The sequence below is a fragment of the Microcoleus sp. K4-B3 genome (genome assembly GCF_036704615.1).
Classification (GTDB): Bacteria; Cyanobacteriota; Cyanobacteriia; order Cyanobacteriales; family Microcoleaceae; genus Microcoleus.
The window spans coordinates 19,577-31,647 of sequence record NZ_JAUBSF010000080.1; the positions used below are offsets into that span (position 1 = coordinate 19,577).

Consider the following 12,071-nt stretch of genomic DNA (forward strand, 5'->3'; position numbering starts at 1 on the left):
GTTTCGGCGTAACTGGGAATCGCACTTGCGCCGAAGAGTTTTGTTAAAAATTGTAACAAGCCGTACTTGGAATGCGAAAATAGTGTTCTGTCACTCGATTGAATCCGGGGCGCTGCTGCCGTTCTGGGCGATCGACCTCGGACAAGACCAATTGCTGGAAACCAAAGACGGCCATCCCATCCGCAAAGCTTCGTGGCACACCGTATGAATGGTTAGCTGGCAGTCTAGCAGGTGCAACCCAGACTTTTCAGCTTGCTTCATGCCAATTTTCAAAATCGAGTCGTTGTTAAATTCGATCGTTCTGTTGCACTGAACGCAGACTAGGTGGTGGTGGTGATGCGGGTAAGGCTGGTTTATTTCATAGTGTTTGTGACCTTCTGCGAGTTCGAGTTCGCGGAGGAGGCTCATCCTTGCCATTAACTTTAAAGTTCGGTAAATGGTGGACAAGCTAATGTTTTCTCCGCGATTTTTTAACAAAGTGTACAAATCCTCCGCACTCAGGTGATTGCCTTTGGGGAGGTTCTGAAACACGTGCAAGATGGTTTCCCGTTGGGGAGTCATCCGCCAGCCTTTGTCATTGAGTTCGGATTTGAATGAGGACGCGGTATAAAGTGCCATAGTGACCCTCTCAAGAAAGTCTGCCTATTGACAATAATACACAACGATCGAGATATTTTGCAAATATCGCAGCTTATTGAAAAAAGATTCAGGAAAAAATTTGGTTTTTGATATTTTTTGACTTTCAACAAGCTTTATGACTGAAAGCATCCAGGATACAAGCCCCCGGATTCATCCGTCCAGAAATAAAAAACCTGTATCCAATGAAACTTGCCCCCCGAATTTATGCGTGGGGTCAATGCTTCAATTCTAAAATCTAAAATCTAAAATCTAAAATCTAAAATCGATTGACTTGCTGCAGAGGACAGAGAAGTTGTTTAGAAGTAAATATTGTTACTTCTGCCTCATGCCTCATGCCTTCTGCACAAGTGCCAAATGCTTCGCTCCCTGATTAATCGCGCTGACTGGCCAGCCAAATTTAAGTCAGAGACTCCAGATAGTCGCGCACGCGGTTGCGGCGCTTGGGTTGGCGGAGTTTTTGCAAAGCTTTAGCTTCAATTTGGCGGACTCGCTCGCGGGACAAGTCGAGAGCACGACCAATTTCTGCCAGCGAATAGGGGTGTCCGTCACCCAAACCAAAGCGCATCAGAATTACATCTCGCTCGCGGCTGGTCAAATCTGCCAGCAGTTGCTGCAAGTCGCGGTGCAGAGCTTCTCGCATCAGCATTTCTTCTGGCGATACGCAGTCGGTTTCGAGCAAGTCGCCCAACTCTGTATCTTTTTCGTTGCCCACTTTAGTTTCCAAAGAAACAGACCGGGGGACTCGCAGCAAAACTTCTCGGACTTGGGGCGCCGTCATGTCCAACTCGACAGCGATGTCTTCGATCGTAGCTGTCCGACCTTTTTCTTGAGAAATTTTGCGCTGGGCTTTTTTGATTTTGTTAAGTTTTTCGGTGATGTGAACCGGGAGGCGGATGGTGCGGCTTTGAGTGGCAATAGCCCGCGTAATTCCCTGCCGAATCCACCAGTAGGCATAGGTGCTAAACCGATAGCCCCGCGTCGGATCAAACTTTTCTACCGCTCGCTCCAGTCCTAGAGTACCTTCTTGTATTAAATCGAGCAATTCTAAACCGCGATTTTGATATTTTTTCGCCACCGAAACCACCAGGCGCAGGTTCGCCTTAATCATGTGGTCTTTAGCTTCGACGCCTTCAGCTTGAATTCTTTCGATCGTCTCGACCGTCATTTCGGCTAACTCTGCCCACTGGCGCTTGCCTTCGGACATAATTCGCTTGAGTTCTGGCACGTCACCGACGCCGGCGGTTAAGGCCCAGCGTTCCAGGGAAGGTTTATGTCCTAACTGTGCTGCTAACCGATCGCGCACTTCAATTAAATGCACGAAGCGCCCAATTAGCCCTTCTTCCTGGGAGGCGACGGTGTTGCGTAATTCCAGCAATTTGATATAGCGCTGAACTTTTTGAGCTTCCGAGACTTCTTCGTCTCTACCCAAGAGACGAACCCGACCTATTTCTTGGAGGTACAGGCGCACTAAATCTGTCGTGCGGCGGCTGGCATTTTTTTGCAATTTGGCTGCTGGGTCTGCATCTTCTGTCTCTGCTGGGTCTTGGTCGAGCAGTTCGTCTCCAGCTTCTTCAGCATCTTCATCCAACACATCACCTTGCAAGGGATTGACTCGCAGTTGTTCGTCGAATTCAGCTTCAGCGTAAAAAGAGGTGGCTGGCATAGTGATTTTCTCAGTTGCTCCGGGTGAAAAGATGCTACGCTTAGCGGCTATTTATAATTATGATGCCCACTTTGTTAAGACGAAGCATCACCGCTTTGTGTTTCTTTACTAACTTTCCTGACTTTTCTGCTGTTGTTCGATCGAACTTTTGCTGCCCCACTTGTTTTACCAAGATTCTGGAAAACGCTAAGAACTTTCTGATGTAACAGGTTGAAGGCCCGAAAAGTGTGTTGTACTTCTTTGTTTATGTAGCTAGTATAGATAGTGACTGGCTAGAAACAAGTGACGTTAGTCAGAAGTTAAGTTAATCTTCATCACCAATAAGCTGGTTCCCGATCACTTCGGAAAATTATCCATTTTTTTAATAAAACTTTATATAACTCGGCGCTCTTGATTAAATACCCAGCAGTGAGCGCAGAAGTTTAATCCATTACAGTATATGACCTTCAGAGTTGGTACAGTCCGCATTACCGAGTTATTGGCTGACTCAAAAACCGGGTTTCTTCCTCAAACTTCTAGGTTTTAATCTAGAAGTTTGAGGGAGAAACCCGGTTTCTCAATGTCTTTTGCGTAAGTCGCGACTTTGAGGGGGCGAGAGGCTGATAATTTTTTTGCTGTTCGCTGCTGCTTCCGGGTTAACATCACCCAAGAACGCCAGCATCAAAAACCTGTTTTTTTGCACGCGGCCTGCAGCAGCGCTCAACTTAAAATTGCTAAGTAGGCCAGCGGAAAAAAAACCATAGTATCTTGTAGGGGTCGGTTTAACTAAGAGCGCAAATACCAGGGAGTAGATGGCTGCAAAACCCTCCAATTAAAATTGCTAAGTAGGTCAGCGGAAAAAAACCATCGTATCTTGTAGAGGCGGGTTTAGTTAAGATCCCAAATACCAGGAAGGAGACGGCTGCAAAACCCGCCCTCCCTATGTAATGTTAATTTGTAGCCACCTACTTAGCGCGGGTAAAGTTTCATCAGTTCCCTCACCTGTTCGGCGTGATACGAACTGCGAGTTAAGGGAGAAGCGACAACTTGCAAGAATCCCAAAGATTCGCCAAACTTTCTCCAAGCATCAAACTGTTCTGGAGGCACAAAGTTTTCTACGTTTAAGTGCTTTTGAGTCGGTTGCAGGTACTGTCCAACTGTTAGAATATCGCAGGCGACAGCCCGCAAGTCTTGCATCGCCTCCCGAATTTCGGCGTCTGTTTCTCCGAGCCCCACCATGATGCCGGATTTGGTGTAAACCCCAGGTGCGAGTTCGCGACTTCGCTGCAATAGTTCTAAGCTGCGATCGTACTTTCCTTGCGGCCGCACCTTGCGGTAAAGTCGCTTTACGGTTTCGGTATTGTGGTTGAGTACGTCTGGGCGGGCTGCGAGAATAATTTCTAAAGCTTGCCAGTTGCCGCACAAGTCGGGAATCAAAACTTCTATAGTTGTGTCCGGCATCGCACAGCGCACCGCTTGAATGCACTCGACAAACTGAGACGCGCCCCCATCCGGCAAATCGTCCCGGTTGACAGAGGTAATCACGACGTGGTTGAGTTTGAGCCGCTGCACCGCTTGCGCCAATCTTTGAGGTTCTGTCGGATCTAGAGGTTGGGGCTTTTTCTCAAAATCGATGTCGCAGTAAGGACAGGCGCGGGTACAAGCCGGGCCCATAATCAAAAATGTCGCAGTACCTGCGTTGAAGCATTCGCCGATGTTCGGACACGACGCCTCCTCGCAAACCGTATTCAGGGATAAATCCCGCAAAATTTCTTTGACGTTGCCGACGCGCTCCCACTGGGGGGCTTTAACTCGCAACCACTGGGGCTTAACTGTCACGTCTGTCTCCGCCTGAGTAGTGTTTTACAAATCATTATATACGAGCTTGCTAAATTTTAACTTGAATGTGATATCCTAAGAAGATATTGACTAAATTCGGGATGTAGCGCAGCTTGGTAGCGCACCTCGTTCGGGACGAGGGGGTCGCAGGTTCAAATCCTGTCATCCCGATTTTCAAATTAAATTGGATATTCTGCAGGAAATGAGTTTGTTTGGGGCGATCGGCTGTGTATATTTGTAATGCGGCTGACATTTGTCGAGGCCATCGTCCTGTTAATTCCCCTGTACATAAAAATAAACTGTAGCTGCTATTTTTGAAAAAGCAATTAGAGAATAAAACCTAAAAAATCAACGCAGCAGTAGATAGTATAGAACAAGTCTTTGTCTTCTCCCTCTGTGAGGATTTGGGATGGTATTTAATGACACCTACTTGGTCAATGCGGAGCAATTTGGCCACGTTTGAAACCAGAGGGACGTATAAATACTCCAATAATAATTGTTAAATACAAGTTCCTTAAGATTTACATCTTGAGATATATGTATTAATAGCTGAATGAGCTTATAATACAAAATATTTCCTAGTAGTTCTAAACTTATTAACTCACAAACCGGAGGATATTCAAATGCAAAGAAGTGGCAAAGCCTTCGGCTCATGCTCTGGCTGCGAAACAGTACCCGAAAAAATAGAGGGCAGAGGAGGTCTATACCTGTGGTTTCCAGTATCGCACACGCTGAACAAGGTTATTTCTGCACTGACCAAGGCTAAACTTGAATTGCGGCTTTTAGAAGAGAGCAAGTGTTTGTACGTTATCCTTGATGGAATAGCGAGAGAAAATTTTAGCACCCTAGCATCATCGGTGCTGACCACTCAAGAGTTGAAAGAGACAAAAGTTTTGTGGATGCGCGAAGTTGAACAGCCGAAACTTAGCGATTTTTATCGCAGCACTACATTAGACTCTTTTATTAACTTCAGCCAGTCTGATTGGCTGTTAGATTTATTGTCCGAAGAACGCATTACTACACATTTTCAGCCCATTGTTTATACCTCAGATACTTCTAAAATTTTTGCCCAAGAAGCGTTGCTCCGAGGAATTGACGAGCAAGGAAACTTAATTTATCCGGGTCGGATTTTTGCCCAAGCAGAATCAGCAGGCCTAATTTTTCAACTAGATGCTTTAGCCCGGACTCGGGCTATCCGCGAAGCCCATGTTTACGATATCAAAGAACTACTTTTTATTAATTTTTCGCCGACTTCGGTTTACGATCCAGCTACCTGTCTGCGAAGGACGGTGCGGGCGATTGATGAAGCTGGAATTCCCCACAGCAATATTGTTTTTGAGGTAGCGGAATCTCAGCACCCTCCCGATCTCGATCACTTGATTAAGATTCTGAGGTTTTACCGAGAAGCGGGATTTTTAATTGCCCTAGATGATTTTGGCAGCGGTTCTTCTAATTTAAATTTGATGCACCAACTGCGTCCAGATTTTATTAAGTTAGATATGCAATTGATTCGCAATGTCCATCAAGATTATTATAAGGCACTAATTACGGAAAAGATGTTAGAAATTGCCGCTCAATTAGAAATTAAAACTGTTGCTGAAGGTGTGGAAACTTTGGAAGAGTTTGAGTGGGTGCGGGAACGGGGAGCAACTTTTGTTCAAGGTTATTTGATTGCTAAGCCGAATTCTCCGCCGATCGCAGTTACGAGCTATATTGGTGCTGAACCACTACCTATTTCTGCTTAAATGGTTTTCAGTTGCGATTTGGCACTAGATTTTTCTCGTTTCCATGCCGAGTCTGGGGACGCATATCGGGAGGCTCTGTCTCCATTAAAATGAGACAACTATTTGGAGGCAGAGCCTCCGGATATTCATTACCAGGCAAAGCCTGGTAACGAGAATAACTAGCCTTTTAAACGCTCAAATTGTGCCGCATAAAGCTTTCTAGGGATTCCATTCTCATGCCGTAGATTGATTCCAAGTTTTGCACTTGTTCGGGAGTGCAGAAATACTCGTTACCCAGCAATACCCGCAAAGTTCCTAAGTCTTTTTGAGCTTGAGGATTCAATAAACCCAAGGCATTTCGCAAGCCGTCAAACAAAAGCAGTGGCGGGTTAATTACCACAGGTTCGCGATTGAATAAGCGTCCAAAAATGCGGGGAATGTCGTCTCTGGTCAGAACATCGGGGCCGCCGACTGGTAAAATTTGGTTGCGCGCGCCTGCAACAGTTGCCGAGTTTACAGCAATCTTTGCTAAGTCGTCGGTACTGACAATAGAAGTGCGGTTTTTGCCGTCGCCAATCAGCAGGTAAAGTCCGGTTTCTCGAAATCTTTCTGCTAGGGGTAACAAGCTGGAAGCAAAACCTGCAGGCCGCAAGATTGTATAATTCAATCCGCTGTTTTGCAGGTATTTTTCAACTTCTCGCTTGGCTTTGAATACTGCGGAATCTTCGTATCCCCGATCGACTCCCAGTACAGAAATAAAGACAAAGTGCTTAACTCCGGCTGCTTTGGCGCAGTCGATCAATTCTATGTTAGCGCGGTAGTGTACTGCTTGAACGTCGCCGCCGGTGCCGTGGGTGCTGATGATGTATTGCACTCCTTGGCAGGCTTTTTTAATATCTTTGTCTTGTTTTAAGTCGCCGATAAAAATCTCGGCGCCTCGGTTTTCTAGTTCAGAGTAGCGAGATGCGAGGCGAACGAATGCGCGGACAGGCTTTTCTTGCTGTCTGATTTCTCGTACAATTCGGCGGCCTAGTGCGCCTGTTGCTCCGGTTACTAAGAACATGATTTTTAGTTGTTGGTTGTTACTTACATATGGCACCTTTCTCAAGAACAGGCTTTCCGGCCTGTACCACAAAGAGTGAATTTTATTGTGGGGTGAGCATCCTGCCCGCCCATAAAAGAATTGTTGAGAATGGTGCAAGATCTCAATTGTTATTAACCTTATAACTTATAAATCAAATTTCGACAATTACGGGGGCGTGGTCGCTGGGTTTGACCAATTTTCTGGGAGCAATGTCTATTGTACAGTTTTTTGCTTGTTCGTACAGGGGAAAGCTGAGATAATGGTGGTCGATTCTCCAGCCGTTGTTGCGGGGAAATGCGGCGGCGCGGTAGTCCCACCAGCTATAATGGCCTCCTTCTGATGTGAATTTGCGAAAGGGGTCGTTTAATCCTAATTCTATGATTTCTGTGAGTGCGAGGCGCTCGGCTACTGATAGGCCGACGGAGTTAGCATTGGCTTTGGGATTGTGGATATCTCGATCGTCCGGGACGATGTTGAAGTCGCCGCAAATGCACAAGTTGGGGGATTTATCTAGTGCTATTTTGAGGTATTCTTGCAGCAGTTTGAGCCACTTTAGCTTGTACTCATATTTCTCGCTGCCAACTTCGGAACCGTTGGGAACGTATACGCAAATAATGCAAATATCGTCGATAATCCCGGCTATGAGGCGCTTTTGTTCGTCAAAGCTGCCGGCGGTTTCGGTGCCGAGAATGGGGGCAAATCCGGCGCTGACTTGTGACAGGGGCGATCGGCTGAGAATGGCGACACCGTTGTAGGATTTTTGACCGGAAATGTAGCAGTTGTAGCCGAGGTTGATGAAGGGTTCTAAGGGGAAGTCTTTGTCGGTAACTTTGGTTTCTTGGAGGCAGAGAACATCTGGGGAGTTTGCTTGCAACCAGCTAGTAACGTGTTCTATGCGGGTGCGAATTGAGTTGACGTTCCAGGTAGCGATTTTCATTTTTTGTGTGTTATGTACTCTCTGATTACTGGCCCGATCGTAAAGTGCGATCGCCCATTTTGTTTGACTGTTTCAACTAATGACCGTCGTCCTAAAGATTGCATGACTTTCAAGAGTTCTGGCGGTGATAGTTGCAGGTTTTCTGGTATTTTTGAGATGTCGGCAGGTTCGGGGGTATTGGCTAGCCATGCGATCGCCTGTTGTTCGGATGCGGTTAGGCGATCGAAATGCTGGTGCAGGAGTGATTCTAAGTCACCTAAGAATAGGGTATCATAGGAGAGGAATTCGGAAACGCTACCGCCGAATAAGTCTTGAATCAAAGTGGCAACTATATTTAACCATAAGGGATTGCCTCGGTAAAGGTCGATCAGTTCTGACCATTTCTCCGGTTCTGCTAATCCTTTTTCTCTGAATATTTCTTGTGCTTCCGCGCCTAAACCGTTGAGTTGCAGCGATTTACAGGGGCGGTTTTCGCCTTCTAAGGCGGCGATTTCTCTGGGTTTTTCCCAACTCAGGAGGATTAAGCAACTGTTGTGGGATGATTCTGTTATTTGTTTGAAGAATGCGCCGTAATTTTCATATCCAGGTTGGTAATTTCCTGCGAGTTGTCCGCTGCTGAAGATGGTTTGGATATCATCGAGGATGATGAGACAGCGGTGCGATCGTAAATATTCTAGTAGGGGCAATCCCCCCGTGGTTGCCATTTCTTCGGGATAGGGGGCGGGCACGGGGGCATCGCCCCTACAGAATTGAATTAAGTCGGTTTGGAGTGATGCCAGCGGTGGAGAGTTGCGGAGACTTCGCCAGATGATGGAATCGAATTCGTGTTGAATTCGTGGGATTAGTTGGAGAGTAAGGGCGGTTTTGCCAATACCGGATAAGCCTAAGATGGTGATGAGGCGGGTGCGGCCTAAAATCCAGTTTTCGAGGGTGGTAAGTTCAGATGTGCGGTTATAGAATATGTTGGGTTCTGGTGCGTCGGATAAGTCTAGTCGCTGTTTAGGCTGAGTTTTGCTAAAGGTTTCCTGATTTTGCCTTTCTATATTTGGGGTTTCTAAGGATTCAGGATTGTTTCCACATACCTTGAACTTACCAACTTGTGCATTGTCACCAAAATGTGATGAAACTATGGACAATTGCCATCGTTCCACTGTGTATCGAAAATTAGATTGATTGATATCTTCGCCTAATGTTTCTGATAAAAGCTTCCATAATTTTGATGCGACCTTTTTGACATGAGATTCGCTACGGTAGCAAGTTTTGGCAATCTCTGGATATTTCTGACGTTGCCAAGTGCCACGTAAAATGGCTTCTTGTAGGTTATCGAGATGCTTTCCCGTTTTGGAGAATATGATGTTGTCAGCCAATTTTAAGACTTCTTGAACTTCCATAGGTGCTGTAGGGAGGTTGTTTTGCCTATTTTATCCTACTTTATCCTACTGTTTAATACTTTGGCAACTAAATCCTACTATTTGTTACTGATTCACGGCAACTAAAATCAAATAAATCAATACTAAATGCTACGTAATATTAATAGACAAAAATTATAAAATCAGACATAATGATAATTAGATAGTTAAAAAATAATTATTTCCCTTCAAACTATAGCGGTGCGCTATGCAGGTAAAAATTGAAAAATATTAACTTCAGTCAGCATATCTGACCTGCAAGATATAACACCCTTAAATACACTAGGGAGGAAAAAGGCATGAGTATAAGTACGGGAAACAACGTACAGAGACAAAATGATAAAGTTCTTGTAATAGACAAACCAGAACCTATACTGGTTACTAAAAAAGTCGTTAAATTTGGTTCTTATGTTTATCAATTTCGCAATGTTACTGGATTTGGATTTGCAAATGTCAAAACACCTTATAAAGTCCATCCTTTAGTTATCTTAATATTACTTATTTTGGGCGCTATTTTAGTTAAACAAAGCGATCAAACTCTACAACAAAGTGGAATAGTAATCTCTGTATTAGGATGTGCTGGAGTTATTGACAACTTGATGCAGCCGAAGCGAATAGGACTTGAATTATACGTAAATTCTGGAGATAATGTGATATTTGTCACAGCAGATAAATCAGGCGTCAGAGATGTGATTTCACAGTTATGCGAATTTATGGAGAGTGACACAGAAGATATCAAGGTAATTAATATTAACCAAACTCATGCCACAATAGGTGTTGGCTATGCTGAGCAACTGCAATCTGGACAAATAGGTGGCAAAATAGATAACAGACAACAATAGTTAATTCTTAATACGGAGATATTATGTCAGAACGTAAAATAAATCTCGACCAAAGTCAGGCATCAATAGGTGTTGGCTACAGTGAGAAAGTAGAGGCTGAGCAAATAGGTGGGACTATTAACAATTACTCACCGGAACAAAGGCAAACTCTTGCCGATGCCGCCAAAGAAATCCAACAGCTTTTAGATCAGTTATCTCAGACATACCCAACAACAACGTATGTCGAGAAACACGAGGTTGCTACAAAAGCTATGGAAGAAATTGAAAAAAAGCCTGATGTGAAGAAAAAGGTACTTAAAGCTTTGAAAGCGGGTGGAGTAGCAGCACTAATGGAACTTACAAATAATCCAGTCGTGAAAATTCTGACTCCAATGCTTGAAAGTTTACTAGAAGAAAGCAAGTAAGCCTTAGTATCCAGATTTTAGAAAAAGAGCGATCGCCCTTACATCCCAATTTGTCAAAAAGTGCGATCGCCCTAACTATTTTATTAATTAACTATTTTACTGCGACAGCCAACTGCAACCCCAATTTATCTAGTAGAGTTATCAAAGCATAAATTTCCTCCCCCCCACTCTCTGACAACATTCGATCGAGCTTCTCATATATAAGTTTAGCTTCTGTCGATAACTTATTCATCTGTAAATAAGCATCCACCACATCTTTAAGTCCTGCTCGCAGTAATTCCGGTTCTGGTTTTTCTGACTCTAATTCCAACATAACCTCGATATAGCTAGCAGCACTTTCAGGGGTTTTTAAAGAAGAAATCAAGTATTCGTGGTAGCTTCTAGTTGTTGGCACTTTGAGTTCTTTCATAATCTCTCCAGTATCTTTTAGCTTGGCTAATATCTTGTTCTTGAGTGCTTTTATCACCGCCACATAGCAGCAACACAACTGTTAACCCGACTTGTCCAAAATACACCCGATAGCCTGGGCCATAATCAATTTTAAGTTCATACACTCCCGCTCCTACTGAGCGATAATCTCCCAGATTGCCTAGCTCAACTCGCCTCAGTCGCTTCTTGATTTTAGATACAGTTTTAGTATCTTGAAGGGAATCAAGCCATCCTTCAAAGGGACTTGTCCCGTCGGCTTTCAGGTAGTTTTGTACTTCTCGTGGTTGAGCTTCCATAATTTTAACATAGGCAATCAGGATTTTAATGGGAGCGATCGCGTGTCATGTCACTACTTTTCGCAAGAGTATCCTAGCATAACTTGAGCTACCTGATTCATAGTAGCCTCATCGTTTATTATTTAGAAAATGAGTGCTTACCGATCCCGATCGCAAATTGAAAATTTTTCATTCTGAGTTTGCAGGTACTTGAAGGAAAATCCCAAACCTTCGGGCGATTTCGGTTGAGAAGGGACAATTTTAGACTGAGGTTTCTTCTTTGACACGGGCCGAATAATATTTTTTCATTGATTCTTGAGAAATAATCGCATGACAAGATTCGTCTCTGGGTATATCTCCTCTCGCTTCCACCCAAGGCATTTCACTGCAAATCATTCGTTCCAAAGTTTCATCATCATACTCAAAATATGCCTCACCAACTTCTTCGATAAATTGCCCAATTTTTTGGGGAAGTTTCGGTTGTTCGATTTTCTCTGCAATTGGTTCCCAGCTAAATTGGCGTTGATACTTCTCCAATAAATCAGGAATCACCGGTCCGTGAATCCAGGCTTGAAAATCTGCATCAAAGAGTGGCTTGCCGTAAACTCCTAAATACCAAGCTTGAGCGTAATACAAGAGTTTTTGTAGCTTGTAGACGTTGATTGCTACATTAGTTTGCGCGGCTAACCAAAGGAAAGCATTTGCAATATCTCGCTCGCTGATTTTTTCCGAATTACTTGGAACCGCAACAACTTTCAGTTGACCTTCGCCTATAGCGATCGCAAATCATTCATAAATCGATCGAGGGTTCGATCGAGCAGTAGTTTCATGAGAATTTTGGCTCAAA

Annotated in this window: 11 protein-coding genes, 1 tRNA gene and 1 pseudogene; 4 read left to right on the plus strand and 9 right to left on the minus strand. The window is 44.2% G+C overall.

The genetic code is table 11. From position 1 onward, the window contains the following. Positions 1-90 precede the first annotated feature (90 nt). The 3 genes and pseudogenes from QUA78_RS25390 to lipA form a co-directional block, all read right to left on the minus strand. On the minus strand, positions 91-618 hold the full coding sequence (locus QUA78_RS25390) for a transcriptional repressor (RefSeq protein WP_006632310.1): 528 nt from the start codon (positions 616-618) through the stop codon (positions 91-93). Between the two features lie 418 nt (positions 619-1,036). Continuing rightward, the gene (gene sigC, locus QUA78_RS25395; RefSeq protein WP_333399092.1) at positions 1,037-2,302 is read right to left on the minus strand and encodes an RNA polymerase sigma factor SigC; all 1,266 of its coding nucleotides are present in this window, start codon (positions 2,300-2,302) and stop codon (positions 1,037-1,039) included. Positions 2,303-3,250: 948 nt separating this feature from the next. Next, positions 3,251-4,126 (minus strand): annotated as a pseudogene (gene lipA / locus QUA78_RS25400) (lipoyl synthase); the annotation flags it as partial. Between the two features lie 91 nt (positions 4,127-4,217). Here lipA and QUA78_RS25405 point away from each other — a divergent pair. After that, positions 4,218-4,291, plus strand: a tRNA-Pro gene (locus tag QUA78_RS25405). A gap of 452 nt (positions 4,292-4,743) precedes the next feature. After that, positions 4,744-5,865, plus strand: a complete 1,122-nt coding sequence (locus QUA78_RS25410; RefSeq protein ID WP_333305863.1) for an EAL domain-containing protein — start codon at positions 4,744-4,746, stop codon at positions 5,863-5,865. A 166-nt stretch (positions 5,866-6,031) separates the two neighbouring features. Here QUA78_RS25410 and QUA78_RS25415 read toward each other — a convergent pair whose 3' ends face one another. From QUA78_RS25415 to QUA78_RS25425, 3 genes are all read right to left on the minus strand, one after another. Then, positions 6,032-6,907: an SDR family oxidoreductase gene (locus QUA78_RS25415; protein ID WP_333305865.1), complete on the minus strand. Its 876-nt coding sequence runs from the start codon at positions 6,905-6,907 to the stop codon at positions 6,032-6,034. A gap of 172 nt (positions 6,908-7,079) precedes the next feature. Then, complete coding sequence (gene xth, locus QUA78_RS25420; protein WP_333305867.1) at positions 7,080-7,865, minus strand: exodeoxyribonuclease III; 786 nt, start codon at positions 7,863-7,865, stop codon at positions 7,080-7,082. Beyond that, the gene (locus tag QUA78_RS25425; RefSeq protein ID WP_333305868.1) at positions 7,862-9,256 is read right to left on the minus strand and encodes an NB-ARC domain-containing protein; all 1,395 of its coding nucleotides are present in this window, start codon (positions 9,254-9,256) and stop codon (positions 7,862-7,864) included. The genes xth and QUA78_RS25425 overlap by 4 nt, the downstream gene beginning before the upstream one ends. Positions 9,257-9,573: 317 nt before the next feature. Between QUA78_RS25425 and QUA78_RS25430 the strand changes: the two genes are divergently transcribed. Both QUA78_RS25430 and QUA78_RS25435 read left to right on the plus strand, forming a co-directional pair. Further along, positions 9,574-10,116: a DUF6232 family protein gene (locus QUA78_RS25430; protein ID WP_333305870.1), complete on the plus strand. Its 543-nt coding sequence runs from the start codon at positions 9,574-9,576 to the stop codon at positions 10,114-10,116. 23 nt (positions 10,117-10,139) lie between these two features. Beyond that, on the plus strand, positions 10,140-10,520 hold the full coding sequence (locus tag QUA78_RS25435; RefSeq protein ID WP_333305872.1) for a hypothetical protein: 381 nt from the start codon (positions 10,140-10,142) through the stop codon (positions 10,518-10,520). Between the two features lie 91 nt (positions 10,521-10,611). Here the strand turns inward: QUA78_RS25435 and QUA78_RS25440 are convergent, their stop codons facing one another. The 3 genes from QUA78_RS25440 to QUA78_RS25450 all read right to left on the minus strand — a co-directional run bounded on the left by QUA78_RS25440 (position 10,612) and on the right by QUA78_RS25450 (position 11,860). Further along, positions 10,612-10,929, minus strand: a complete 318-nt coding sequence (locus QUA78_RS25440) for a transcriptional regulator (protein ID WP_333305874.1) — start codon at positions 10,927-10,929, stop codon at positions 10,612-10,614. Further along, complete coding sequence (locus QUA78_RS25445) at positions 10,901-11,245, minus strand: type II toxin-antitoxin system RelE/ParE family toxin (protein WP_333305876.1); 345 nt, start codon at positions 11,243-11,245, stop codon at positions 10,901-10,903. Before QUA78_RS25445 ends, QUA78_RS25440 begins: the two co-directional genes overlap by 29 nt. A 240-nt stretch (positions 11,246-11,485) precedes the next feature. Next, on the minus strand, positions 11,486-11,860 hold the full coding sequence (locus tag QUA78_RS25450) for a type II toxin-antitoxin system antitoxin SocA domain-containing protein (RefSeq protein ID WP_333305878.1): 375 nt from the start codon (positions 11,858-11,860) through the stop codon (positions 11,486-11,488). Positions 11,861-12,071: the final 211 nt, after the last annotated feature.